The sequence below is a fragment of the Paraburkholderia caribensis genome (assembly GCF_002902945.1).
Taxonomy (GTDB): Bacteria; Pseudomonadota; Gammaproteobacteria; order Burkholderiales; family Burkholderiaceae; genus Paraburkholderia; species Paraburkholderia caribensis.
Genome location: NZ_CP026103.1, coordinates 1,586,217 through 1,610,392 on the forward strand (window position 1 = coordinate 1,586,217; position 24,176 = coordinate 1,610,392).

Here is a 24,176-nt window from a genome sequence, read left to right on the forward strand (position 1 = left end):
ACAAGTGAGAAAGAATATTATGCAGTCGGTCTCTCTTCTTTTACGAGGTACGCATGTCATCCGTCAAAACCCTTCTCATTACCGGCGTCAGCAGCGGCTTCGGACGCGCGCTGGCCGAAGAAGCGCTTGCCGCAGGTCACCGCGTGATCGGTACTGTCCGAAGCGAACAGGCCAGGAATGCATTCGAAGCACTGGCGCCAGGTCGATCCGTGGGGCGTGTGCTCGATGTGACCGACTTTGATGCTATCGAGGGCGTCGTCGCCGACATCGAAGCAACGTCCGGGCCGATCGACGTGCTCGTTAACAACGCCGGGTATGGTCACGAAGGCGTGATGGAAGAATCGCCGCTGAGCGAGATGCGCCGGCAGTTCGACGTCAATGTATTCGGCGCCGTCGCGATGATGAAAGCCGTGATCCCGGGCATGCGCAAAAGGCGGCGCGGCCATATTCTCAACATCACGTCGATGGGCGGCCACATCACGATGCCGGGCATTACCTACTATTGCGGAAGCAAGTTCGCGCTGGAAGGCATCTCCGAGGCGCTCGGGAAGGAAGTCCGTGCCCTGGGCATCTTCGTCACCGCCGTTGCGCCGGGATCGTTCCGGACCGATTGGGCCGGCCGGTCGATGATCCGGACGCCCCGTTCGATCCCGGACTATGATCCGATCTTCGATCCGATCAGAAAAGCGCGCGAGGAAAAAAGCGGCAAGCAGCTGGGCGACCCCGTGAAGGCGGCGCGCGCGATGCTGTCGGTGATGGATAGCGACAATCCGCCGGCGCATCTGCTGCTAGGCAGTGATGCGCTGGGTCTCGTGCGCGAGAAGCTCTCGGCCATCGGCGGTGAAATCGACGCCTGGGAGACCGTCAGCCGATCGACGGACGGCTAGCGCGGCCCGTGCAAGATCGACACGGCGCCGCAACGGTGATGACAGTGGCGGGAACTTTACACGGGCAGAGTGTCGGCCTCACAGGTACTCGACATTGCCGTCGACACTAATGGCCTGCCCGGTGATATTGCCGCCAGCCGGCGATGCAAGGAACAAGGCCATAGCGGCAATATCATCGACCGTGACCATCCGGCGCAACGAAATCTTCTTCAGGTACTCGTCGCGCATCGCGTCGAACGAAATACCGAGCGCGTCGGCGCGCGCGGCGATCACCTTGCTCATCCGCTCGCCTTCCACGACGCCCGGCAGAATCGCGTTCACACGAATATTGCTCGGGCCCAGTTCGGCCGCCAACGATTTGACCAATCCCACGATCGCCCATTTAGTCGATGCATACGGCGTGCGAAACGGATAGCCGAGACGTCCCGCCACCGAAGACATGGCGATGATGCTCGCGCAGTCAGACGTCTCTTTCAGAACGGGCACCGCCTTGCGCAGAAAATAGAACTGGCTATTGAGGTTGGTGGACACCGTGCTTTCCCATTGCGCAGGATCGAGATCTTCGACCGCGCCCGTCGGCCCCGCTATGCCCGCGTTGTTGATGAGCACATCGAGCCCGCCGAGCTTCTGCCGCGCATCGTCGATGATGGCATCGACCTGCGCCCGGTCCGACACGTCGGCGATACCCGCGTGAAGGTCCGGCAGGCGCGATCTGGCGTCGGCGACAGCTGTCGCATTCACGTCGCAGATATAGACCTTTGCCTGCGCCTGCAGAAATGCTTCGGCGATTGCCGCGCCAATTCCCGCCGCCCCCGCCGATACGAATACCCGCAGCCCGGCGCGCGGTTTCAACAGGTCAATGATATTCATGCCGCTACCTCTTCACTGTTTGCAAACGGATCACAAGGTCAATCCGCCTGTCGCCTCGATCACTGCGCCGTTGATATAGCTTGCCTCGTCGCTTGCCAGAAACGCGTAGATATTCGCGATTTCCTCAGGCTTGCCGAGCCGGCGCAGCGGCACGTCTTCGCGCATCTTCGCGAGCACGTCTTCAGGAATGGTTCTGAGAATAGGTGTGTCGATGAAACCGGGTGCAACCGCGTTGACACGGATACCCTTCGGACCCAGTTCGCGGCTCCAGGTCTTGGTGAAGCCGATCACGCCGAACTTGGCCGCGGCATAGTTCGTCTGCCCGTAGTTGCCGTAAATGCCCACGACAGAGCTTGCGTTCAGGATGACACCGGAACCTTGCTCGATCATCGAATCGACGACTGCCTGGGCGGTATGAAATACACCGCGAAGGTTGACGTCGATTACATCTTCGAATTGCTGCAACGTCATCTTCTGCAAGCGCGCATCGCGTGTGATGCCTGCATTGTTCACGACCACGTCGATGCGGCCATAGGTATCGCGCACGCTGGCGACCATCTGATCGACTTGCGCACGTTGCGTGACATCGACGGCAAACGCTTCCGCCTTCGCGCCCGCTTCACGGCACAGATGCGCGACCGTTTCGACAGCATCCAGATTCATGTCGCAGGCGATGACGACGGCGTTTTCGCGCGCAAACTTCAATGCGGTGGCTGCACCGATTCCCTGCCCCGCGCCCGTAATGATCGCAACTTTTCCGTTCAACTTCATTGTTGGTTTATTCCTTCCAGAAAACGCAAACCCGACTATGGCTTCATCTGTGCGGCCGGCTCGCGCAACGACTCTACACGAGCCTCGCCGCGGATCGCTTTCGCCAGCAGCGGCACCAGTGCGAGGCCGAGTACCGCGGCGACCAGAATCACCGAGAAACCGGCATCGCTTCGGCCCGAAGACGTTTCGGCCATTCCGAACAGGTACGGTCCGACAAACCCGCCGATCAGACCAATCGTGTTGATGAACGCCAGACCCGCAGCGGCCTGAATGCCTTGCAGGCGCTTCATCGCAATCGCCCAATACGACGGCAACACGCCGCCGCCAAAAAATGCAGTCACTGTCAGCAGGCAGATGCGTGCAGCGGGCGTCGTCACCGCGAGATAAACGCATGCGCCGACGACAAGTCCCGCCGTGAGCACGCCTAGAAACACGCAATCACTGTTCACGCGCCGATGGATGCGCGGCAGAACCAGCACGCCAAGCAGAAAGCCGAGCCCGACGCTTGCGGCCAGAAAACCGATCAGAAGCGGCGAATCGACATGCATCTGGTGAACGATGGCGGGCGCGAAAAAGTACAGCCCCACGAACGCCACCTGATTCAAAAAATAAATCAGGCCGATCAGCACGGTGGTGGGCCGTTTGAGCGCGGCAATCCAGTTTGCGGACGAGTACTCTGCGCGGCCATGCGCGTCGATCACAGCATGCGTTTCGAGCACGTCGCGCTCGGCCGCCGACAGCCACCGCGCGTCTCGCGGCCGCTCCGGCATTGCAAAGAACAGCACGATGCCGACGATCACGCTCGGAATGCCTTCGATCATGAACATCCATTGCCAGCCGTGCAGCCCGCCGAAACCATCCAGTTGCATCAGCGCGCCGCCGAGCGGACTGCCGAGCATCAACGCGAGCGCGGGGGCAATGTAGATCCAGCCGACCACGACGGGCCGGTCATGCGGCGCGAACCACAGCGTCACCATATACATCAGCGCGGGAAACAGCCCTGCCTCCGCGATGCCCAGCAGAACGCGCAATACATAGAACGACGTGGTGCCCTGCACGAACATCATCGCCGTCGATAGAATGCCCCACGTCACTGCAATGCGCGCGATCCAGCGTCGCGGACCGACGCGATGTGCCGCCAGATTGCTCGGTACTTCGAGCAACGCATAGCCGAGAAAGAATATGCCCGAGCCGAATCCATATGCGGCGGCGCTGATGCCGACATCGGCCGCGAGCTGAATCTTCGCGAGGGCAACATTCGTGCGATCGAGAAAAGACATGAAGTAGATCGCGCACATCAGCGGGATCAGCCTGAGCATGGCCTTGTGCGTGGCAATGCGATGCAGCTGTTCAACGCGATGGTCAATGGAAGTAGTGTCCATGACGTGTCTCCTGTATCTCTGCTTTTTTATTGGCTTCGCTCTAGAGCGTTACCTTGTCGGCGCCTTTGAGTCCCAGCATCTTGCGCGCGTCCGCGGGCGTGGCGATCTCGAACGACAGTTCTTCGAGAATGCGGCGGATTTTACGGACCTGTTGCGCGTTCGTCTCCGCCTTCACACCCTTCGACAAATACACGCTGTCTTCGAGGCCCACGCGAACGTTACCGCCCAGGATCGCGCTCATGGTGACGAGCGGCATCTGGTGACGGCCCGCGCCGAGAACGGAGAACTGATAGTTCTCGCGGCCGAACAGCCGGTCCGCCGTCGAGCGCATCACGACCATGTTTTCCGGGTCCGTGCCCAAACCGCCCAGAATGCCGAACACCGATTGAATGAAGAACGGCGGCTTGACAAGCCCTTGTTCGACGAAATGCGCAAGGTTGTACAGATGCCCCACGTCATAGCACTCGAATTCGAAGCGCGTGCCGTTGTCTCCCAACTCCAGAAGAATGTTGCGAATGTCCTTGAAGGTATTGCGGAAGATCATGTCTTCCATGCCTTCGACGTAATCCTTTTCCCAGCCGTAACGCCACGACGCAATCTTTGCCGCGACGGGATGAATCGAGAAGTTCATCGAGCCCATGTTCAACGAGCACATTTCGGGCTTTGCGAGTCGCGGATACGCGAGACGTTCTTCGAGCGTCATGCGCGTGCTGCCGCCTGTCGTGATGTTGATGACGGCGTCGGTCGCTTCGGCGATTGCGGGCACGAAGGCCTTGAAGATCTCCGGGCTCGGCGTGGGGCGGCCGTCATTGGGATCGCGTGCGTGCAGATGAATGATCGCGGCCCCGGCTTCAGCCGCTTCGATGGCCTGGTCCCGGATTTGCGCGGGCGTGATGGGGAGATGTTCGGACATCGACGGCACGTGAGTTGCGCCCGTGATCGCACACGAAATGATGACCTTGCGGCTGGTGTCGCTCATTGGGAAATCCTGATCTGTTCGGCGTGCGCGGCGCTTCGTCCCTGCGCAGTAAAAGGACGCGGCGCACGCTGTCTCCGTGGTTGTACCGACGCGCCGGCGGTCCGGGGACGCAGCGCTTGTGATACCGATAATAGTGGGATACGATGGCGCCCGTAAGGTCATTTACGGACACAAGGATGTCTTCGAAGGACATTCTGTGAAGCATTCTTGGCATCGACTCGCCCTCTTATCAACGAGCGCATTTACGCGCCGTACAAAATCGCCGCACTGGTCGACGTGCTCGCGGAGCAAGGCATTGCGCCCGAAGATAGCCTGAAGGGCAGCGGTCTGAGCGTCGATCAGCTCAACGACGCGTCGGTGATGACATCGGTCCGTCAATATGCGATCGTGGCCCGCAACGCGGTGCTGCTGTCGACCGATCCGGCTACGCCGTTCAAGACCGGCGCGCGGCTGCATCTGTCCGCGTATGGCATGTATGGCTATGCGCTGATGTCGTGTCTGTCGTTGCGCGATTACTTCCGGCTTGGCGTCAAATATCATCGGCTTGCAACGCCGACGGTGACAATCGATTGGACCGAGTATCCGGATCAAGCCGTGTGGTCGTTTCCCGATGCGTTCGTGTCGAGCCCATCGCGCGAGTTGCGCGAGTTCATCATCGAGCAGCAATTCACGCAGCACGTCACGCATCTGCAGGATGTCGCGGGTCATAGCTGTCCGCCGCTCGAGGCGTCCTTTTCGTATCCGGCGCCCGCGCATGCCGATCTCTATCCGCAGTATCTGGGGTGCCCGTGTTTTTTCGACGCGCCGCAGTGCGAGCTTGTTTACGACAGCGCGATACTGAACCAGAAGCCGCAGCTTGCGCACAGGCTGACGGCGACGCTGCTGCAGGACACGTGCGATCGTTTGATCGGGCAGGCCAAGACTTCAGTGGGAACGGCGGGCGAGGTTTATCAGGTGCTGATGAGCACGCCAGGCGTTTTTCCCGGCATGGAAGAAGTGGCCACGCGGCTCAATATGACGAGCCGTACCTTGCGGCGGCATCTCGAAGCGGAAGGAACGTCGTTCGTTGCGATTGTCGATGATGTGCGTTGCTCGCTCGCGCTGGAGTATTTGCAATCGACGAAGATGAGTACCGAGGATGTCGCGATGCTTCTGGGTTTTAGCGATGCAGCGAATTTTCGGCGCGCATTGAAGCGCTGGACGGGGAAGGGGCCGGGGGAGTTGAGGAAGTAGCCGGTTCGGGCGCTGTGGGTTTGCTTTGGGTTTTGCTTTGGGTTTGCTTTGGGTTTGCTTTGGGTTTTGCTTTGGGTTTGCGCTGGCATCCGCGTTACGTTAGCGTGCTTCAAGCGTCGCGGGCCTATCCGTCATTTTGTGGGCGAGGCATATCATGAGAGGTAAAAGTCATGGATATGCCAATGAAGAAGAAACGCACGGTGGCGTCTCAGGCAGCGGCCCGAGGGCCGCTGCCTGAACTGCCCAAAGCACTGCTGGACGAGCTGGTCAAGGGGCCGATGACGCCGACCGAGGTGCAGGATCTGATGCTGGCGTTTAACAAGGCGATTATCGAACGCGCGATGGGTGCGGAGATGAATCTGCATCTGGGGTATCCACCGGGCGAATCCAAACCCGCTGGCCAGGCCAACGAGCGCAACGGCGCCAGCCGCAAGACGGTCATCACCGATCGTGGCGTCGTCCGGGTCGAGTTGCCGCGCGACCGCGACGGCAGCTTCGAGCCGATCCTGATCCCCAAACACGAACGCCGCTTCACCGGCTTTGACGAGCGCATCATCGCGATGTACGCGCGTGGCATGAGCGTGCGCGAGATCCAGGCCTTTCTGGCCGAGAGCTACGGCACCGAGGTGTCGCCCGATTTCATCAGCTCGGTCACCGACGAGGTGATGGCCGAAACGCTGGCCTGGCAGAACCGTCCGCTCGAGACGATGTATCCGGTGGTCTTCTTCGACGCGTTGCGGGTCAAGATCCGCGATGACGGTGTGGTCAGCAACAAGGCGGTGTATCTGGCTCTGGGCATTCAGGCGGACGGCCAGCGCGATGTGCTGGGCCTGTGGATTGAGCAGACCGAGGGCGCGAAGTTCTGGCTCAAGGTGTTCAACGAACTCAAGACCCGCGGCTGCCAGGACATCCTGATTGCGGTCGTTGACGGCCTGAAGGGGCTGACCGACGCGATCGGCGCAGCTTACCCGAAGACGGCGGTGCAGACCTGCATCGTGCATCTGATCCGCAACAGCCTGGAATACGCTGGCTGGAAGGACCGCAAGGCTGTCGCCCAGGCGCTGCGTCCGATCTACGCAGCTGCCAGCGAAGAGGCAGCGAAGCAGGCTCTGCAGGCCTTTGCTGATGGGCCATGGGGCGCGAAATACCCGACTATCGTGCAGTCCTGGCAGCGCGCCTGGGAGCACGTCACGCCGTTCTTCGTGTTTCCACCCGAGATCCGGCGGGTCGTGTACACCACGAACGCCATTGAGAGTCTGAACATGCAGTTGCGCAAGATCATCAAGACCCGCGGTCACTTCCCCAATGACGAGGCTGCAATCAAGCTACTCTGGCTGGCATTGCGCAACGTCCTGGCCAAAAACGTGCGCTCAGCCTTCGACTGGAAGTCAGCCATGAACCAGTTTGCTATTCTGTTTGGCGATCGATTTACGCAGGCGCGCGGCTAACGATTCCTTTAACCGCCTCGCCCACAAAAATGCGGACAGGCTCAGCGTCGCCCCTGTGCGGGGCAGCACCTACTTTTCTTTGCCGCCGCAAAGAAAAGTAGGCAAAAGAAAGCGGCTCACACCGCCAATTCTTGACCTTTGCCCACGGGCACCCAACGTCCCCACGCTTCGCACGGTAGCGCGCTATTCCTTACCCGTTGCCAGCGCGTTGAACCATCGCATCACCCACTTCATGCGCCCGTACAAGAGCAAGCGGCAGCGAATGACATATGCCGCCCAGGTGGCAACCTGTGTGTAGGCCGTAGTGCCTCGCACGTCTCACTCCGGACCGACAACGCACGCGCCCCACTCGTTAAGAGCGGTAACCTATACGACGCGACAACCTACACACAGTTTGCCACCCGGGCGGCGGTGGAATTTCTGGCGTGGCGTGCTGAAACACGGGTGTGTGCAGCGGGTGAGGCGCTCATTCAGAGCGTTGGCAACGCACGCAATAGATATGCTGCAGTGTGAAGCGTGGGGCCGTTGGGGGCCCGTGGACAAACGTCAAGCACTGGCGGTGTGAGCCGCTTTCTTTTGCCTACTTTTCTTTGCGGCGGCAAAGAAAAGTAGGTGCCGCCCCGCACAGGGGCGACGCGTGAAGCACGCTAACAATTCGCGGATGCCAGCGAAAGCAAAAGCTAAAGCGAAAGCAAAAACAAAAACAAAAGCAAAAGCAAAAGCAAAAGCAAAAGCAAAATCCAAACCGGCCGCGCCACGAATTCCCCCCCTACAAAAACCCCTCCCGAGCCGTTTTCTCGATCGTCGCATCATACCGGCCGCCCTCACCTCCTAGCGCCGCCGTCGCGCGCTTTGCGCATTCGAGCAAGGCAATCAGCGCACCCGTGATGGTCGACGCCATATCAAAGCGCGCTTTAGGCCCCGACAACGCCAGCGCCCCCACCAACTCCCCCGATGCCCCAAACACCGGGACCGACACCGACGCCGTCTCAGGATCGCGCTCCCCATGCGAGACAGCCCACAACCGCTCGCGCACCTCGTCCCAACGTGAATCGTGCGTGTCCGTGAACGCCAGCAGAACTTTCCCCGACGCACCCTTGTCGATCGGAAACTCCTCGCCGACGCGAATCGACACGCGCACCGCGCGCGCCGGTTCGACGCGGAACAGCACCAGTCTCCGGTCACCCTGCCGCACATACAACGATGCAGTCTCCCCGAGGTCCCGACTCAGTTGCTGAAGAATCGGCTCGATAACCGGTCCCACCTGAAACGAGCGCTGGTACAGCGCCGCCAGGCGCAATGGCTGCGGCCCAATCGCATACTGTCCGTCGCTCAGTCGGCGGATGAATCCGCCATGCTCCAGCGCACCCAGCAGACGCAGTACCGTGCTCTTGTACAGATCCGTGCGACGCGAAAGCTCCGCGAGCGACAACCGGTCATCCGTCGGCCCAAAGGCGTTGAGTATCGCGAACGCGCGATCGAGTACCGCCACTCCGCTCGACCCATCGCTTGAGGCGACGGTCTCCGACGGTGACGTTTCCTGCATTTCGCTGGGCACGGCTGTTTCCTTATCAGGTCTCTACGTTGCATCGACTGTAGCGTTCTGTCACGCAGAACGCAAGTTTCATAAATCGGCCAGATCTCGGGTTTACCCACCTTAAATTGTCCTGTTTCTGCTTCTATAGTTCTGTTCAATAGAACATCATTCCGTTGAATAGAACCACCGAAAGGACTTAGCCATGAACACTTCCCCCGCTCCCTCGGTCCTCATCAGTGAAGTGGGCCCGCGCGACGGGCTCCAGAACATCAGGCGCGTGATGCCGACGGCTGCGAAGCTTCGCTGGATTTCCGCGCTGGCCGCCGCGGGGCTGAAGGAGATCGAGGTTGGCTCTTTTGTGCCGCCAAAACTGCTTCCGCAGATGGCCGACATTCACGAAGTCGTCGCTCATGCGCTGACGATCCCCGGCCTACACGTCGCCGTGCTTGCGCCCAATCTTCATGGATCGCAACGCGCCTTCGAAGCCGGCGTGCACAAGGTCACGTTGCCTGTTTCGGTGACCGACGAGCATTCGATGGCCAACATTCGCAAGACGACCGCACAGATGATCGACGAGGTGCGTGAGATCGTCGCCTTGCGCGACGCGCAGTTCCCCGGTGTGCAGATCGAAGCGGGCGTATCTGTGGCATTCGGTTGCACGATCGCGGGCGCGGTGAGCGACGACCAGACAATGCGGATGTGTCTCTCGATGGCCGCGTGCGGTGTGGACGAAGTGGGCCTGTCCGATACCAGCGGCTATGCAAATCCCGCGCAAGTCCGCCGTTTGTTCCGGCGCTTGCAGACCGAACTTGGCATCCGGGCAGGCGGCGCCCACTTCCACAACACTCGCGGCCAGGGACTGGCGAACGTCGTCGCTGCGCTCGATGCAGGCGTGACAACCATTGACGCGAGCCAGGCGGGTCTGGGCGGCTGTCCCTACGCGCCGGGCGCGACCGGCAACATCGTCACGGAAGACCTTGCCTTCCTGCTCGAAGCGATGGGCTATGACACGGGCATCGACATTGACGCGCTCGTCGCTGCCCGCGCCATTCTCGCGGAAGCACTGCCGGGCGAAGCGTTGTACGGGCACCTTCAGGACGCGGGATTGCCGAAAGGATTCAGCTACGCAGATGGACGCGCGCCGAGCGCGCCGCAACCGGAAGGATGTTTGCTGGGAGTCGCGCAATGAGTGCCATCCAATCGAATCAATCCCTGCCCTACAGCGGCGTGCGTGTGATCGAAATGACGCACATGGTGATGGGACCGACCTGCGGCATGGTGCTGGCGGACCTTGGCGCGGAAGTGATCAAGGTCGAGCCGATTACAGGCGACAGCACACGTTCGCTGCGTGGATCAGGGGCAGGCTTTTTCAGCACCTTCAACCGGAACAAGAAAAGCATTGCCGTGGACGTAAAAGATCCTCGCGGGATTGAAATCGTCCACAAACTGCTCGCGAGCGCCGACATCTTCAGCGAGAACTTCAAGAGCGGCACGATGGACAAGCTCGGGCTCGGATACGCAGCGCTGTCCAAGCTCAATCCCCGTTTGATCTATGTCTCGCACAAGGGCTTTCTTCCCGGTCCATACGACCATCGGACCGCGCTCGACGAAGTCGTGCAAATGATGGGTGGCCTTGCGTACATGACGGGACCCGAGGGACGGCCGCTGCGTGCCGGCACCAGCGTCAACGACATCATGGGCGGCATGTTCGGCGCTATCGGTGCGATGGCGGCACTCGCGCAGCGTGAGCGCACAGGCAGGGGACAGGAAGTCCAGAGTGCCCTGTTCGAAAACAACGTGTTCCTCGTCGCGCAGCACATGATGCAGTACGCGGTGACGGGTCAGGCTGCGTCGCCGATGCCGAGCCGTATATCCGCCTGGGCTGTGTACGACGTCTTTTCCGTCCGGAACGGCGAGCAGATTTTTCTGGCGGTCGTGTCGGACACGCAATGGGCGTTGTTCTGCGACGCCTTTGGTCTTGCGGAATTGAAATCGGACGAACGGATTGCCACCAACAACCAGCGTGTCCGCGCCCGCGACTGGTTGCTGCCGCGCTTGCGCCAGCACATGGAGGCGTTCAGCGCGGCGGAAATCAGCGCCATCTTCGAGCGCATCGGCTTGCCTTATGCACCGATTACCAGGCCGCAAGACCTGTTCGACGATCCGCATCTGCTCGCGACGGGCGGGCTCGCCGACGTGACGTTGCCGCCCGATGCAAGCGGCGCGGGTGAACCGGTCTCAACGCGCACTGCATTGCTCCCACTGACGTTAGCGGGCGAGCGGTTGCGGCTTCGCGCAGCGCCGCCCGCGCTCGGACAGGACACGCAGACGCTGCTGTCGCAGCTCGGCTATACCGACGACGAACTCAGACAACTGGTCGAGGCCGGTGTCGTTAGATGCCAGCACCGCCCGTCGGGCGATGCGTCGAGTCCTTCGCCCAATGAGCTTGCCAGCGCCTGACGCTGGACCCATCGCACAGAAACACAGCACCGCGCCGGCCGCCTTGCGGCCAGGCCCGGCCAGTGAATTGTCTGGAGACGACAATGACATCCCTTTCCTCGAGCATGACGGCTGACACCCCCGCCAGCCTCGAACAGCAGGCGGTCAGAAAAGCGGCGTGGCGCTTTATTCCGCTGCTCGCACTCGCTTACTTTTTCAACTATCTGGATCGTACGAGCGTCGGCTTTGCGGCGCTGACGATGAACCGCGACCTTGGGCTGACTGCAACGCAGTTCGGCTGGGGAGCCGGGATCATGTTTGCCGGCTATTGCATCTGCGAGGTGCCCAGCAATCTGGCGCTATACCGCTTCGGCGCGCGGCGCTGGCTGGCACGCATCATGATCACGTGGGGGCTGTTGGCGGCAGCCACGGCGCTCGCTGCCGGACCGACCAGTTTCTACGTGATCCGTCTGCTGCTCGGAATCGGCGAAGCCGGCTTCTTTCCGGGCGTCATATTCTTTCTTGCCGTCTGGTTCCCCGCCAGCTACCGCACGCGTGTGCTTGCATGGTTCACCGTCTCGACGCCGCTGTCTTCACTCGTCGGTGGCCCGTTATCGTCGTGGCTGCTTCACATGGATGGCTTGCTCGGTCTGGCAGGCTGGAAATGGATGTTCATCATCGAAGGTCTGCCGGCATGCGTGCTGGGATACCTGGTGCTGAAAATGCTCGCGGACAAGCCCGCCGATGCCACATGGCTTTCGCCTGAAGAACGGCTCGCGCTGCAAAGCGCATTCGATCGCGAAGGTTCATCCACGCAGAAAAAGAAGGATTTCCGTGCGGCGCTCAAGGACGTGCGTGTCTATCTCCTCGCGATGATCTCGTTTGGCTTCACGATGGGCTCCTACGGCATCGGCATCTGGCTGCCCCAGATGCTCAAAGCGCACGGCATGAGCGTGACGCAAACCGGCTGGGTTTCTGCCGTGCCGTACTTCTTTGCCACCATCGCACTGCTCTGGTGGGCGAAACGGGTGGACCGGCGCGGCGGGCATATCGCAAACCTTGCCGCGGGTCTGCTGATCGGTGCCGTCGCGCTCGGTATCTCGACATACTTTCACCAACTGTTGCCCGCGATGACGGGTATCACGCTGGCATTGATCGGTACGATCGCTGGCCGCACGATTTTCTACACGCTGCCGGCCCGGTTCCTGTCCGGCCAGGCAGCCGCAGGCGGACTCGCGCTGATCAACTCGATCGGCGCACTTGGCGGCTTCGCAGGTCCATATCTGGTGGGCTATCTGAAGGACAGCTTTGGAACCTACACGGCTGGGATGTTCGGTCTCGCCGTCGTGCTCGGCTTGACGACGATGCTGACGCTCTCCCTGTATGCCTTCAATCGGGAGGCGCGATGACAGCAACGATTGATTCGCCGATGCGCCGCCAGTTGCTTCGCGCCGCCGCTGCATCGATCGCCCTCCCCGTCCTTGCCACGCATGCAATCGCCAACGAAGAGACGCGCCCCATGAATCCGACCAGCAACTATCTGCCCGTTCGTTCCGAATGGCTCGCCTCAGGAACGGAAACGGCACTAGAGCCGGATATGCCGATCATCGACGCGCATCATCACTTCTATGATCGCCCGGGCTGGACCTACCTGCTTGACGAGTACCTTCGCGACGCACAGTCCGGGCACAACATCACGGCTTCCGTGTACATGCAGGCGCTCACCCGTTACCGGCAGTCAGGCCCCGACGCATTGCGGCCGGTCGGCGAGGTGGAATATGTGACAGCCGCAACCGCGCCGACGCAGGGCGGCAAGCCACAGGTCGCAAAAGGCATTGTCGGCTATGCGGATCTTCGTCGCGGTGCGGCGGTGCGCGACGTCCTCGAAGCGCATCTCCAGGCGGGACAGGGCCGGTTCAGAGGCGTCCGGCATCTCGTGACGTGGGACGCCGACCAGACTTTGGTGAATCCTGTCTCGGCGGCGCCGCGCGGATTGCTGCTCGACCGCGACTACCGCGCGGGTGTGGCGCAGTTGGGGCCGCTCGGTCTGTCGTATGACGCATGGCTTTTTTTCCCGCAACTTCCCGAGTTGTTCGACCTTGCGAAGGCCAATCCCGACCTGCCCGTCATCATCAATCATTGCGGCGGCGTCGTGCGGATTGCCAGCTATGACGACAAGCGGAAAGAAGTGTTCGAAAGCTGGTCCCAGTCCATGCGCAAGCTGGCGCAACTGCCCAACGTGTATGTCAAGGTCGGCGGACTGGGGATGCGGATCAACGGCTTTGACTTCGAGAAGGGTGAGCGGCCGCCGTCGTCGACGCAACTCGCCGAAGCGTGGAAACCGTGGATGCACACCTGCATCGAACTGTTCGGCGCGAATCGATGCATGTTCGAAAGCAACTTCCCGGTCGACAAGGGCTCGTACCCATACAGCAACGGCTGGAACGCATTCAAGCGATTGACGGCGCAGGCAAGCCAGGACGAGCGCGAAGCGTTGTTCCGGGGCACGGTGAGCAACGTGTATCGCCTTGGCTGATCGGACGCGTGTCGCACCATGTTGCCTCGTGCCCGACATCGCCCGACCGTTTCATTCGTTAATTACAGTGTGGCATTCAGTTGCGCGAACTCACGCGAGACAAAAGATCTCTGCGCGCTCTCGATAAGATGATGCATACGGACTGCATCGGCGAAAGTCGGCGCGGTTCGTGTTCCATTCGACACGTCGTGCGCGTAAGCCCAATAGAGTTCGGCCAGTTCCAATACGGCGGAAGGCAGGTCCGATTCCGGCAGGCGCAGATAATGGGCCGGCACGTCGAGCCGTTCGAGCGGCTGCTTGTCGCCGTGCGCGCCGAAGATTGCATAGTCGTCGCCCACATCGCCGAAAGCCGACGCGTTCGTGATCCGCAAATCGCCTTGCGTCCCGGTGATGTCGATCTGCACGCCGGAGCCGTTGCGCTTGCCGCCTTCGATATGAACGGACACCACTGCGCTGCCTTCCAACATGCCGGCAATCACGAGTTGATCGGGTGTCGATGTCGGTATCGAAACGCCTGTTTCCCGAATCGTCACCGACGGAAACTGGTTCGGCGTGAGCGCGGCGATAGATACAGGCCAGCCGGTTGCCGAAAACAGCATGTCGAGAAAGTGGCCGCCATAAATCGAAACCACTGATGAAAAGTTCTCCAGCGGCACAGTCCATTCGAGCGCACGTGACCGCGTCGCCTGAAAGTAGTTCATGCTCACATGCATGCGCACGGAACGCAATTCGCCGACGTAACCTTGCTGGATCAGATCGCGTACATAACGGCTATGCGGCGCGAGACGCCTTTGCAAGCCGACGACATGACGCACGCCACGCTCTCCCGCCAGTCGCAACAGTTCTTCCGACTCGGCAAGCGTGGTCGTCAACGGCCATTCGCAGTACACATGCTTGCCCGCCGCGATCACCCGCCTGACGGTCTGCGCATGTTGCGCAGCCGTGTTCAGCACGACCACCAGATCGATGTCGTGACTGTCGACAAGTGCGTCGATCGACTCAGCCACGCGCCCGATCCGGTATTCGCGCGCCGCGGCTTCAGCGGCTTCGTGCCGTTGGCTGTAAATGGCTTGCAGCGTGTATTGCGGCAACAGATCGAGCACACGCAAATGACCGTGCTTCGCCCAGTTGCCGACGCCGATCACGCCGACGCGCAATGGCACGTTAAGTGACGCTTCCATGATTCTGAATTCTCCAGTCAATGACAGACGGCGATGACTCGCGTATCACACCGACACCACGATGCGCCCAAAGTGCTCGTTGCGTTCCAGCACCGCATGCGCCTGGGCCATCTGGTCGAATGCAAAGCGACGCGCGATTGCCGTCTTGAGCGCGCCCGACTGCAACCCGTCGAAGATGAACGCCGCAGCGTCGGCCTGACGTTGCGCGTCCGTGGTCGTCGAGAAGAGGTTGTAACCATGCACGGTGATGCGCTTATAGAGTAGCGGCAGCACGGGCAATACGGTGTCGTCGGGACTCAATGCGCCGTAGAGCAGGATCGTGCCGCCGGGCCGCGTCGCGTCGATCAGACGCGCAAAGGTCTTGCCGCCGACAGGATCGAATACGAGGTCCGCGCCGCGTCCCTCGGTGATGCGCTGCACCGCTTCGACCAGATCTTCTTCGTCGGTGACGATCACGTGGTCGGCGCCTAGCGCGACAAGTGCATCGCGTTTCTCACGCGTTCGGGTGAGCGCGACGGCTGTCGCGCCCAGACGCTTCGCCACCTGAATCGCACCGATACCCACGCCGCTCGACGCCGCCGGGATCAACACGACATCGCCCGCTTTGACGCGTCCGTTTTCCGTGAATGCCGCATAGGGCGTCACGAACACGTTCCAGATTGCCACCGCGTCTTCGTGCGAAAGCCACGCGGGGCTCTTCACGACAGCATGCGCGGGCGCCAGCACGAGTTCGCCGTACACGCCGTAATCGTTCATCGAAAACGAAGGCACCGTACTGACGTTATCGCCCACGGCCACGTGCGTGACGTTCGCGCCAACGGCATCCACCACCCCGGACGCTTCGTAACCGACGCGCGCGGGAAGCTTCGCCGGCTCGACGTACTCGCCGCGCCGCCACATCGACTCCGCGCGATTCAGACCGATGGCCTTCACACGAATACGCACTTCGTTAACGCCGGGTTCGGGCGTGCCGATTTCCGTGTACTCGAAAACCTCGGGACCGCCGTGCTGCGCAAAGGTAATGACTTTCGACATGATTCGTTCCTTTCGTTCAATCCATCCATTACAGGCGCCTCGAAACGACACGCCCCTTCAAGTGGTTCGAATTATCGGAATCGCCAGGTGCGGAATAAATGCGGCGCCGCCGACATCACTGTTCTTTTGCCGCCAACAATCGCTTCTTAGTCGCGCGAAGCCCGTGCAGCAAGGCTCGCGCGATTGCGGACACGGGTGTCCAGAGTAAGCGAACCCGTGGGCTGTTTTTCTGGCGTATCGCCGCATCTACATTAGCGTCAAGCGTCGCCGGTCACCGGCATTGCGCAGCAGATTCCCTGAATCACTGGATTGTGGAGATTGAAATGTCCAAACTGTTTTCGAAAGTCGCGGTCGGTTCGTACGACATCGCGCACCGCGTGGTCCTCGCTCCTCTCACCCGCATGCGTGCCGAGAGCGGCGCGCGCCCTGGTCCGCTGATGGCCGAATACTATGCACAGCGGACGTCGCGGGGAGCGCTGCTGATCGGCGAAGCCACGATCGCCGCGCCGAACGGCAATGGCTATCTCGGCGCGCCTGGCCTGTACGACGACAGCCAGATCGCGGGTTGGAAAGCCGTCACCGACGCAGTGCATGCGAAAGGCGGCAAGATCTTTCTACAGCTTTATCATGCGGGCCGTCAATCGAATGCACAGTTGCAGCCCAATGGCGGCCGTCCCGTGGGACCGTCCGAAGTGCCGCACGGCGGCGTCGCGTACACGGAAGCGGGCTGGGTGCCCAACACGCCGAACCGTCCGCTGGAAACGGAAGAAATCGCGGGCATCGTCGAGAGCTTTCGCGCGGCTGCCGGGCGCGGTGTGAAGGCAGGCTTCGACGGCGTCGAATTGCACGGCGCGAACGGCTATCTGTTCGATCAGTTCCTTCAGGACGGCAGCAACAAACGCACGGACGAGTATGGCGGCTCGATCGCCAACCGCGCGCGCCTGCTGCTCGATGCGACGCGTGCCGTGATTTCCGTGTGGGGCGCGGACAAGGTTGCCGTGCGCCTCGGGCCGAGCGGCTCGTGGGGCGACATGTCGGACAGCAACCCCGAAGCGTTGTTCACGTATGTGGCCGATGAACTCGACAAGCTCGGCATCGCCTATCTGCATCTGATCGAGCCGCGCATCGCGGGCAATGTCGAGGACGAAGCGCGCGACCAGCAACCTGTCGCCGCGAAGTCGCTGCGCACGCATTTTCATGGGCCGATCATCGCGGCGGGTGGCTTCGACGGCGAAAGCGCCGAAGCCATCCTGCAATCGGGCGATGCCGATCTCGTCGCATTCGGACGTCATTTCATCGCGAACCCCGATCTGCCGGAGCGGCTGCGCAAAGGTCTGCCGCTGAACCCGTACGATCGCGCGACGTTCTTCGGCGGCACGGATGTGGGCTACACCGATTATCCGTTCCACGACGAGGCCGCCGTCGCAGCGTGAGATGCGTGGGCAGTAACAGCCGATTCAGCCGATTCAGCTGATTCATAGCGCAGCCGGAAGCGATCCTGCGTTCACGCACGGTCGCTTCCGGCGTCAATTGCTTCAAGTCAATTGACTCAATTGACGCTGCCTCTTCATCTCCCCGTTTTTTTCTCATTGCACTTCGCAGCCGTCACGCGCGATCCACTTCGCGCGTGGCGGCGGTTGCGCGTTTGCTGGAGCTTTTCACATGAATACCGATCAATCCGCGTCGCTCGCCGACGCGCCCATATCGTCTTCATCCATCGCAAGCCAGCGACGCTGGCTCGCCGTGTTCTCGATCGCGCTCGGCTCGTTCGCTTTCGTGACGACGGAATACCTGCCCGTCGGCGTGCTGCCCAAAATCGCCGCAGACCTCGGCGTCACGCCCGGCACGGCAGGCCTGATGACGACCACGCCCGGACTCATCGCCGCCATCTCCGCGCCGATGCTGCTGCTTGCCGCGGGCCGCCTGAACCGGCGTTCGATTCTGCTGTTGCTGTCGGTCGCGCTGGTCGCGTCGAACCTCATTGCAGCGCTCGCAAGCACTTTCACGACAATGCTCGTCGGACGTGCATTGCTCGGCATCAGCCTTGGCGGGTTCTGGACCGTCGCACTCGGCGTCTCCGGACAGATCGTCGCGGAAGAAGAAATCGCCAAGGCCAGTGCGACCATCTTCATGGGTATCACGCTCGCCACTGTCATTGGCGTGCCGCTCGGGACGTTCATTGCGGAACTGGCGTCGTGGCGCGTCTCGTTCTTCGCGACGGCTGCGCTCGCGCTCGCAGCGCTGCTGATGCAGGCGACGCTGCTGCCCGATCTGCCGCCGCGCGCGGCAGCCCGCATCGCCGACTTCGGCCGCATGCTGGCGCGTGGGACCGTGTTGCGCAGCCTCGTGCTGGTCGCCTTGCTGTTCGGCGCTCACTTCTGCGCGTACACGTATATCGCGCCCTTTCTCGAAGACAACGCGTCGCTCGGCGCGACCTGGGTGACGGCGCTGTTGCTTGGCTTCGGCATCGTCGGCTTCATGTCGAACTTCGTCGCGTCGGCGTTCGTGACATCGCATCCCCGGCTCTCGCTATTCGCGATGACTGCACTCGTGATGGCGTCGCTGGTGGCGCTTCCCGCGTTCGCCCACATGCACGGTGCGGTGGTCGCGGGTGTACTCGCGTGGGGCATCGCCTACGGCGCGATTCCGCTGTGCCTGAGCATGTGGATGCAGATGACTTCGCCGAAGCAGCCGGAAGCCGCATCGGCGCTGTTCGTCAGCGCCGTGCAGACGGCGATCGCCGCAGGTTCGCTCGCGGGCGGCGTGACCGTCGATCACGCGGGTGCTACGGGCGCGATGCATCTTGGCGTGCTGCTGTCGGCATTGGGGCTTGCAGTGCTCGCATCGTTCGCGACGACGCGGCGCACACTGGCAAGCGCGCTCGAAGGTTGAGCGCCATTTGCGCCGCCCGATTGCTTTTCGGCAGGTCGCTCGTTTGAGCCAGGTGTGTGTGTTGGGGCTGCAGCGACTATTTGCGTGCAAAGAAATCGCGCGCCAGGAATCAGCCGAAACGGCGTTCGAGTATCATCTTTGCGCACGGCCCCCATACTCAGACTTCTGAAAGGCTTCGACGATGGCCACTCCGATCGACTATCTCAACCCTGCCCTGCCCAAGGGTCTTCGGCGCGTGGCGATGCCCGTCGTCGACGCGACACCGGTCACACTCGACGGCTACGGCAGGCTGGTAGACGACCCTAACGAATGCCGGGTTGAAATCGTGCAATGGCCCGCGACGGGATCGAGACCGATCGACCCCGGCACGGGAGACGAAGCGGGCACGACAGAGGGCGTCTTCGTCAGCGAATGGCGCGGGGACATCCTTTACGGCCGCAACGAGGCGGTGGGCGGCCACTATGTCCTCGCATACGCGACGGAGCCTGACGAAGCGCGCGAAGACAACGCCGCAGCGCCCGAACGCATGCTGCTCTGGCACGCGAACTACCACCCGGACGGCGGACAGCTGTTCTTCCCTCTCGATGGTCGGCCGTTCTATGTTCCGCTGGCCTTGCCGGGTGACGACGTGACGCCCGGGAAGTTCGTGTGCTTTCGCTTCGATGGCCGGCAGGGACTGTATATTCATCCGAACATCTGGCACGAAGGCGTCTTCACGCTCGACGGGACACAGCGTTTCTTCGACAAGCAGGGCGCGGTCCATGCACGTGTGTCCGTCGAGTTTGCGCAAGAGTTCGGTTGCCTGCTCGAAGCGCCCATCGTTTTTCCGTGATGCTAGAGCGTTAGATCGAGGCGGCGGTTCGAGACGAAACCGCCGGCCAAACTGGAATCGAACTAGAAAACCAGACCGCCCGCGACATCGATGGTGGACCCTGTCACCCACGCGGCGTCATCCGAAACCGCGAACGACACGGCTGCCGCAATATCCTTCGGCAGACCGGCGCGGCCAAGCGGCGTCTTCGCAATGAACGGCTGAATGAGGTCGCGCGGCAAGTGACTGTTGCCCTCCGTCTCCGTGAACCCCGGTGCAACGCCGACCACCCGAATCTGCCGCGCGCCGAGTTCCATGCCGAGCGAGCGCGTCAGCACGTCGACGGCGCCCTTGGTCGCGCAATACACATGCGCCATCGGATTCGGACTCTTCGCGACGCCGGAGCTGACGTTCACGATCACGCCACCCTGAGGCAGCACGCGCGCCGCCGCTTGCGTCATCAGCAGCAGGCCGCGCACGTTCACGCTGAAATGCCGGTCGATGCTTTCGGCCGTCAACGTATCGAGCGAATCGATGTCGTAGATGCCGGCGTTGTTCACGAGAATATCTAGCCTGCCGAACGCTTCGAGCGTCGCGTCGACGAGCGCCTTCGGCTCGCCCTCTTTCGCGACATCCGCGCGAACCGCCAGCGCCTGGCCGCCGGACGCAACGATGCCCGCGACAACGGCATCCGCGTGCGAAGCGTCCCGCGTGTAGTTCACCACGATCTTCGCGCCGTCTGCCGCGAGCCGCTCCGCAATGCCCGCTCCGATGCCCTTCGACGAACCCGTGACGATCGCCACCTTGCCTGCCAGCCGACTCATACTTGCTCCTTGATTGTGAAGTCAAACTGTATGCTAGGCTCCGATCATCCCCCGATAAAGCGGCAAAACAGGATGAACCATGAAGAGGCGCTTCACATTTCCGCGAATCTTCCCGAGCTGCTGCCGGGCATAGCGGCGTTCGCACGGGTTGCGCATCACCGCAGCTTCACGAAGGCGGCGCACGAACTGGGTGTCTCGACGTCGGCCCTCTCGCAAACGCTGCGCACGCTCGAAGCGCGCCTCGGCGTGCGCCTGCTCGAACGCTCGACGCGCAAAGTCGGCCTGACCGAGCTCGGCCAGCGCTTTCTGCAAAGCGCGCAGCCCGCGCTTGCGGCACTGCGCGGCGCAGTCAACGAAGTGCACGACATGCGCGACAAACCGGCTGGCCTGTTGCGCCTGAACGTGTCGCGCGTGGCCGCCGAGATTCTCGTGATGCCGCATCTCACGCCGTTTCTCGAAGCCTATCCGGACATCACGGTGGAACTGCATTGCGACAATGCGCTGATCGATATCGTTAGCGGCGGCTTCGACGCCGGCATCCGGCTCTCGGAGAATCTGTCGCAGGATGTGGTGGCCGTGCCGCTCGGCGGCACGCAGCGCCTCGCAACCGTGGCCGCGCCACACTATTTGAGCGGAAGAGCCTTGCCGCGGGAGCCACGCGATCTCGCCGCGCATCGCTGCCTCAATGTGCGCCTGCAAAACGGCATTTTCCGCTGGGTGTATCAGGCGGACGAGCGCGAGTTCAGCGTCGATACGCCCGGACCGTTTGTGACCAACGACGGCGATTTGCTGCTCTCCGCGATTCGCAGCGGCGCGGGCATCGGTTGCACGCTGGAGGCCGTCATCGCCGACGATATCCGCACCGGCCGCCTGATTCCGCTGCTCGAGCCGTGGTGGCCCAGCTTTCCGGGCTTTCATCTCTACTATTCGAGCCGCGTGCACGTGCCGCGCAAGCTGCGCGCGTTCATCGACTTCATGCAAACGCGTTCGTGATTTTTCGCCATTGCGGCATATGAATTCGAAGCCCTCAAAAAAAGTGCTTGACTGTCTATCTAGTAGTAGATAAAGTTCGATCCATGGAACCGACCACTACAGTTCGCGATCAGATTCTGGAGCACGCCATCACGCTGATGATGCTGCGCGGCTACAACGGGTTTAGTTATCGCGACCTGTCGGAGCTGGTAGGGGTGAAGACTTCGAGCATCCATTATTACTTCCCGTCGAAAGACGATCTGGTGCTCGAAGCCGTCAGCCAGTACAGCAACGAGATACTCAGTGCGCTCGGCTCTATCGAGTCCTCTCTTCCTGCGGATCAGAAGCTCGGCAAGTACACGAAGCTGTTCGGCAGAACCCTTGGCGAAGGCGATCAGATCTGCCTGTGCGGCATGCTCGCCGCGGATATCGAGGCGTTGCCCGATGATGTTCGCACTGCCGTGCAGGCATTCTTCAAGGCCAACGAAAGCTGGCTCGCGAAGGTGCTGGCGCAAGGCGCCAGGGAGCGCACCTTGCACGTCAACGGCAAGCCCGAAAACGCCGCGCGGGCGCTGTACGCCGCTTATCAGGGCAGCGTGCTGGCAAGCCGGCTGTTCAGGACGAAGGCACGGCTGGAAGATGTCGAGGCGTCGTGGAAGGTTTCGAAATAGTGGTATTCGAGGCGGTTGCTGTTGACCGCCTTTTGTTGGAACCGGTTATCTATCTTCTAGTAGATAAATAACGGATGTAAAGAGATGTCGTTGAAGTACAGAGATTTGCCCGGTTGTCTATCTAGTAGTAGATAGCACAAATGCAGTTCACTCAACTATTGCCAGTCAGGAGTTACATCATGTCGATCGAAAAAGTTCTGTACCGCGCTCACGCTCACGCCACGGGAGGCCGCGACGGCCGCGCCGTCGTCCCCGAAGGCAAGCTCGATTTCAAGCTGGTCACGCCGCGTGAACTCGGTGGCGCGGGCGGCGAAGGCGCGAATCCTGAACAACTGTTCGCGGCCGGCTACAGCGCCTGTTTCCTCGGTGCGATGAAATTCGTCGCGGCGCGCGACAAGACGGCGATTCCGGCAGATGTATCGATTGACGGCAGCGTCGGCATCGGCGCGATTCCCAACGGCTTCGGCATCGAAGTCGAACTGAAAATTTCGCTGCCCGGCATGCCGCGCGACGCCGCTCAGGCACTGATCGACAAGGCTCACATCGTGTGCCCGTACTCGAACGCAACGCGCGGCAACATCGACGTCACGTTGACGCTGGTTTGATCGACTTCGCCTGTTAGACAGAACATTGGAGCGTAAAAAATGAAAGCCCTGAAGCCACTCGTCCTCGCCGCCGTCCTCGCAGCCAACGCCGTCATTGCCGCCGCTGCCACGCCCGCCGCACAACCGACGCCCGACCGGGTCACGACGGCATTCCTGAAACAGCTCAACAGCGGCACGGGCCCCGCCCTGAACACGCTGCCGCCCGCGAAGGCGCGTCAGGTGCTGGTCGATGCGCAAAACGGCGTTAAGGTCGACCTGTCCGGCATCGACGTGTCGAACCGCACCATCGAAGAGGACGGTATCAGCGTGCCGATCACGATCGTCCGTCCGCAAGGCGCGACGGGCACACTGCCGGTGTTCATGTTCTTCCACGGCGGCGGCTGGATCCTCGGTGACTTCCCGACCCACGAACGGCTCGTGCGCGATCTCGTCGTGCAGTCCGGCGCGGTTGCCGTATTCGTGAATTACACGCCGTCACCCGAGGCTCGTTATCCCGTCGCGATCAATCAGGCGTACGCCGCGACGAAGTGGGTCGCGGAACACGGCAGCGACATCGGCGTGGACGGCAGCCGCCTCGCGGTGGTGGGCAACAGCGTGGGCGGCAATATGGCCGCCGTCGTCAGCCTGATGGCGAAGGACAAGCACGGTCCGCAAATCCGCTTCCAGGGGTTGATGTGGCCCGTCACGGATGCCAACTTCAACGACGGCTCGTATCTCGCGTACCGCGACAAGCACTTCCTGACCCGCGCAATGATGCAGTGGTTCTGGGACGCGTACACGAAGGACCCTGCCCAGCGTGCGCAGATTTACGCATCGCCGCTGCGTGCGTCTGAAGAAGAGTTGAAGGGTCTGCCGCCCGCGTTGATCCAGGTCGCGCAATTCGACGTGCTGCGCGACGAAGGCGAGGCATACGGGCGCAAGCTCGATGCAGCCGGCAACGAAGTGACGACGACCCGCTACAACGGCACGATCCACGATTTCGGTCTGCTCAACGCACTCGCTGCCGATGCACCGACACAGGCCGCGACGAAGCAACTCGCCAATGAGATCAAGACGCGGCTGAAGTAAACGCTGGTTCTTATAGCGGCCCGATGGCTTGACGC

The 24,176-nt window shown here is 61.5% G+C and carries 23 protein-coding genes; 14 read left to right on the forward strand and 9 right to left on the reverse strand.

What is annotated here, in order from left to right; translation table 11 throughout:
* Positions 1 to 53: 53 nt before the first annotated feature.
* Entirely contained in the window at positions 54 to 887 is an 834-nt protein-coding gene (locus C2L66_RS36755) for an oxidoreductase (protein WP_060608920.1), read from the forward strand.
* A gap of 78 nt (positions 888 to 965) precedes the next feature.
* Here the strand turns inward: C2L66_RS36755 and C2L66_RS36760 are convergent, their stop codons facing one another.
* Genes C2L66_RS36760 through C2L66_RS36775 form a run of 4 tightly spaced genes read right to left on the reverse strand, consistent with a single transcriptional unit; the run spans position 966 to position 4,889 of the window.
* Complete coding sequence (locus C2L66_RS36760; RefSeq protein WP_054931022.1) at positions 966 to 1,757, reverse strand: SDR family oxidoreductase; 792 nt, start codon at positions 1,755 to 1,757, stop codon at positions 966 to 968.
* 30 nt (positions 1,758 to 1,787) lie between these two features.
* A complete protein-coding gene (fabG, locus tag C2L66_RS36765; RefSeq protein WP_060608923.1) occupies positions 1,788 to 2,528 on the reverse strand; it encodes a 3-oxoacyl-ACP reductase FabG in 741 nt (246 codons plus the stop codon).
* 35 nt (positions 2,529 to 2,563) lie between these two features.
* Entirely contained in the window at positions 2,564 to 3,910 is a 1,347-nt protein-coding gene (locus C2L66_RS36770) for an MFS transporter (protein ID WP_060608926.1), read from the reverse strand.
* 40 nt (positions 3,911 to 3,950) lie between these two features.
* Entirely contained in the window at positions 3,951 to 4,889 is a 939-nt protein-coding gene (locus C2L66_RS36775) for a beta-keto acid cleavage family enzyme (protein ID WP_035993073.1), read from the reverse strand.
* A gap of 207 nt (positions 4,890 to 5,096) precedes the next feature.
* Between C2L66_RS36775 and C2L66_RS36780 the strand changes: the two genes are divergently transcribed.
* Positions 5,097 to 6,122 carry an AraC family transcriptional regulator gene (locus tag C2L66_RS36780; RefSeq protein WP_060608928.1) on the forward strand — a complete coding sequence of 342 codons (1,026 nt, stop codon included), beginning with the start codon at positions 5,097 to 5,099 and terminating at the stop codon, positions 6,120 to 6,122.
* 176 nt (positions 6,123 to 6,298) lie between these two features.
* On the forward strand, positions 6,299 to 7,570 hold the full coding sequence (locus tag C2L66_RS36785) for an IS256 family transposase (protein WP_409372583.1): 1,272 nt from the start codon (positions 6,299 to 6,301) through the stop codon (positions 7,568 to 7,570).
* Positions 7,571 to 8,116: 546 nt separating this feature from the next.
* Here the strand turns inward: C2L66_RS36785 and C2L66_RS41025 are convergent.
* Both C2L66_RS41025 and C2L66_RS36790 read right to left on the reverse strand, forming a co-directional pair.
* The gene (locus C2L66_RS41025; protein WP_148654650.1) at positions 8,117 to 8,314 is read right to left on the reverse strand and encodes a hypothetical protein; all 198 of its coding nucleotides are present in this window, start codon (positions 8,312 to 8,314) and stop codon (positions 8,117 to 8,119) included.
* A 25-nt stretch (positions 8,315 to 8,339) separates the two neighbouring features.
* On the reverse strand, positions 8,340 to 9,116 hold the full coding sequence (locus tag C2L66_RS36790; RefSeq protein WP_060610547.1) for an IclR family transcriptional regulator: 777 nt from the start codon (positions 9,114 to 9,116) through the stop codon (positions 8,340 to 8,342).
* 193 nt (positions 9,117 to 9,309) lie between these two features.
* On the opposite strand from C2L66_RS36790, the gene C2L66_RS36795 reads away from it, so the two are divergent.
* From C2L66_RS36795 to C2L66_RS36810, 4 genes are all read left to right on the forward strand, one after another.
* Positions 9,310 to 10,296: a hydroxymethylglutaryl-CoA lyase gene (locus C2L66_RS36795; RefSeq protein WP_060608931.1), complete on the forward strand. Its 987-nt coding sequence runs from the start codon at positions 9,310 to 9,312 to the stop codon at positions 10,294 to 10,296.
* Complete coding sequence (locus tag C2L66_RS36800) at positions 10,293 to 11,567, forward strand: CaiB/BaiF CoA transferase family protein (RefSeq protein ID WP_060608934.1); 1,275 nt, start codon at positions 10,293 to 10,295, stop codon at positions 11,565 to 11,567. The genes C2L66_RS36795 and C2L66_RS36800 overlap by 4 nt, the downstream gene beginning before the upstream one ends.
* Positions 11,568 to 11,650: 83 nt before the next feature.
* On the forward strand, positions 11,651 to 12,955 hold the full coding sequence (locus C2L66_RS36805; protein ID WP_054931052.1) for an MFS transporter: 1,305 nt from the start codon (positions 11,651 to 11,653) through the stop codon (positions 12,953 to 12,955).
* The gene (locus C2L66_RS36810) at positions 12,952 to 14,082 is read left to right on the forward strand and encodes an amidohydrolase family protein (protein WP_060608936.1); all 1,131 of its coding nucleotides are present in this window, start codon (positions 12,952 to 12,954) and stop codon (positions 14,080 to 14,082) included. The genes C2L66_RS36805 and C2L66_RS36810 overlap by 4 nt, the downstream gene beginning before the upstream one ends.
* Before the next feature lie 62 nt (positions 14,083 to 14,144).
* On the opposite strand, the gene C2L66_RS36815 is transcribed toward C2L66_RS36810, so the two are convergent.
* Both C2L66_RS36815 and C2L66_RS36820 read right to left on the reverse strand, forming a co-directional pair.
* Positions 14,145 to 15,263: a Gfo/Idh/MocA family protein gene (locus C2L66_RS36815; protein ID WP_082670509.1), complete on the reverse strand. Its 1,119-nt coding sequence runs from the start codon at positions 15,261 to 15,263 to the stop codon at positions 14,145 to 14,147.
* A 45-nt stretch (positions 15,264 to 15,308) separates the two neighbouring features.
* Entirely contained in the window at positions 15,309 to 16,298 is a 990-nt protein-coding gene (locus C2L66_RS36820; protein ID WP_060608940.1) for a zinc-dependent alcohol dehydrogenase family protein, read from the reverse strand.
* 323 nt (positions 16,299 to 16,621) lie between these two features.
* On the opposite strand from C2L66_RS36820, the gene C2L66_RS36825 reads away from it, so the two are divergent.
* From C2L66_RS36825 to C2L66_RS36835, 3 genes are all read left to right on the forward strand, one after another.
* Entirely contained in the window at positions 16,622 to 17,731 is a 1,110-nt protein-coding gene (locus tag C2L66_RS36825) for an alkene reductase (protein ID WP_060608943.1), read from the forward strand.
* Between the two features lie 229 nt (positions 17,732 to 17,960).
* Positions 17,961 to 19,190, forward strand: coding sequence for an MFS transporter (locus C2L66_RS36830; RefSeq protein WP_060608946.1), 1,230 nt, complete (start codon positions 17,961 to 17,963; stop codon positions 19,188 to 19,190).
* Positions 19,191 to 19,371: 181 nt separating this feature from the next.
* Positions 19,372 to 20,022, forward strand: a complete 651-nt coding sequence (locus C2L66_RS36835) for an ureidoglycolate lyase (RefSeq protein ID WP_060608948.1) — start codon at positions 19,372 to 19,374, stop codon at positions 20,020 to 20,022.
* A 62-nt stretch (positions 20,023 to 20,084) separates the two neighbouring features.
* On the opposite strand, the gene C2L66_RS36840 is transcribed toward C2L66_RS36835, so the two are convergent.
* Positions 20,085 to 20,825, reverse strand: a complete 741-nt coding sequence (locus tag C2L66_RS36840) for an SDR family NAD(P)-dependent oxidoreductase (RefSeq protein WP_054931058.1) — start codon at positions 20,823 to 20,825, stop codon at positions 20,085 to 20,087.
* Positions 20,826 to 20,897: 72 nt separating this feature from the next.
* Here C2L66_RS36840 and C2L66_RS36845 point away from each other — a divergent pair, with 72 nt between their 5' ends.
* From C2L66_RS36845 to C2L66_RS36860, 4 genes are all read left to right on the forward strand, one after another.
* Complete coding sequence (locus C2L66_RS36845; protein ID WP_060608950.1) at positions 20,898 to 21,818, forward strand: LysR family transcriptional regulator; 921 nt, start codon at positions 20,898 to 20,900, stop codon at positions 21,816 to 21,818.
* An 83-nt stretch (positions 21,819 to 21,901) separates the two neighbouring features.
* Positions 21,902 to 22,468: a TetR/AcrR family transcriptional regulator gene (locus C2L66_RS36850; protein WP_054931060.1), complete on the forward strand. Its 567-nt coding sequence runs from the start codon at positions 21,902 to 21,904 to the stop codon at positions 22,466 to 22,468.
* Between the two features lie 179 nt (positions 22,469 to 22,647).
* On the forward strand, positions 22,648 to 23,073 hold the full coding sequence (locus C2L66_RS36855; protein WP_035993017.1) for an organic hydroperoxide resistance protein: 426 nt from the start codon (positions 22,648 to 22,650) through the stop codon (positions 23,071 to 23,073).
* Positions 23,074 to 23,112: 39 nt separating this feature from the next.
* On the forward strand, positions 23,113 to 24,141 hold the full coding sequence (locus tag C2L66_RS36860; RefSeq protein ID WP_054931061.1) for an alpha/beta hydrolase: 1,029 nt from the start codon (positions 23,113 to 23,115) through the stop codon (positions 24,139 to 24,141).
* The last annotated feature ends 35 nt before the right edge of the window (positions 24,142 to 24,176 follow it).

Bases quoted from the DNA above. Each gene is read 5' to 3' on its own strand.
- C2L66_RS36755 (WP_060608920.1), top strand. From the start codon at position 54: ATGTCATCCGTCAAAACCCTTCTCATTACCGGCGTCAGCAGCGGCTTC.
- C2L66_RS36760 (WP_054931022.1), bottom strand. From the start codon at position 1,757: ATGAATATCATTGACCTGTTGAAACCGCGCGCCGGGCTGCGGGTATTC.
- fabG (WP_060608923.1), bottom strand. From the start codon at position 2,528: ATGAAGTTGAACGGAAAAGTTGCGATCATTACGGGCGCGGGGCAGGGA.
- C2L66_RS36770 (WP_060608926.1), bottom strand. From the start codon at position 3,910: ATGGACACTACTTCCATTGACCATCGCGTTGAACAGCTGCATCGCATT.
- C2L66_RS36775 (WP_035993073.1), bottom strand. From the start codon at position 4,889: ATGAGCGACACCAGCCGCAAGGTCATCATTTCGTGTGCGATCACGGGC.
- C2L66_RS36785 (WP_409372583.1), top strand. From the start codon at position 6,299: ATGCCAATGAAGAAGAAACGCACGGTGGCGTCTCAGGCAGCGGCCCGA.
- C2L66_RS36790 (WP_060610547.1), bottom strand. From the start codon at position 9,116: ATGCAGGAAACGTCACCGTCGGAGACCGTCGCCTCAAGCGATGGGTCG.
- C2L66_RS36795 (WP_060608931.1), top strand. From the start codon at position 9,310: ATGAACACTTCCCCCGCTCCCTCGGTCCTCATCAGTGAAGTGGGCCCG.
- C2L66_RS36800 (WP_060608934.1), top strand. From the start codon at position 10,293: ATGAGTGCCATCCAATCGAATCAATCCCTGCCCTACAGCGGCGTGCGT.
- C2L66_RS36805 (WP_054931052.1), top strand. From the start codon at position 11,651: ATGACATCCCTTTCCTCGAGCATGACGGCTGACACCCCCGCCAGCCTC.
- C2L66_RS36810 (WP_060608936.1), top strand. From the start codon at position 12,952: ATGACAGCAACGATTGATTCGCCGATGCGCCGCCAGTTGCTTCGCGCC.
- C2L66_RS36815 (WP_082670509.1), bottom strand. From the start codon at position 15,263: ATGGAAGCGTCACTTAACGTGCCATTGCGCGTCGGCGTGATCGGCGTC.
- C2L66_RS36820 (WP_060608940.1), bottom strand. From the start codon at position 16,298: ATGTCGAAAGTCATTACCTTTGCGCAGCACGGCGGTCCCGAGGTTTTC.
- C2L66_RS36825 (WP_060608943.1), top strand. From the start codon at position 16,622: ATGTCCAAACTGTTTTCGAAAGTCGCGGTCGGTTCGTACGACATCGCG.
- C2L66_RS36830 (WP_060608946.1), top strand. From the start codon at position 17,961: ATGAATACCGATCAATCCGCGTCGCTCGCCGACGCGCCCATATCGTCT.
- C2L66_RS36835 (WP_060608948.1), top strand. From the start codon at position 19,372: ATGGCCACTCCGATCGACTATCTCAACCCTGCCCTGCCCAAGGGTCTT.
- C2L66_RS36840 (WP_054931058.1), bottom strand. From the start codon at position 20,825: ATGAGTCGGCTGGCAGGCAAGGTGGCGATCGTCACGGGTTCGTCGAAG.
- C2L66_RS36845 (WP_060608950.1), top strand. From the start codon at position 20,898: ATGAACCATGAAGAGGCGCTTCACATTTCCGCGAATCTTCCCGAGCTG.
- C2L66_RS36850 (WP_054931060.1), top strand. From the start codon at position 21,902: ATGGAACCGACCACTACAGTTCGCGATCAGATTCTGGAGCACGCCATC.
- C2L66_RS36855 (WP_035993017.1), top strand. From the start codon at position 22,648: ATGTCGATCGAAAAAGTTCTGTACCGCGCTCACGCTCACGCCACGGGA.
- C2L66_RS36860 (WP_054931061.1), top strand. From the start codon at position 23,113: ATGAAAGCCCTGAAGCCACTCGTCCTCGCCGCCGTCCTCGCAGCCAAC.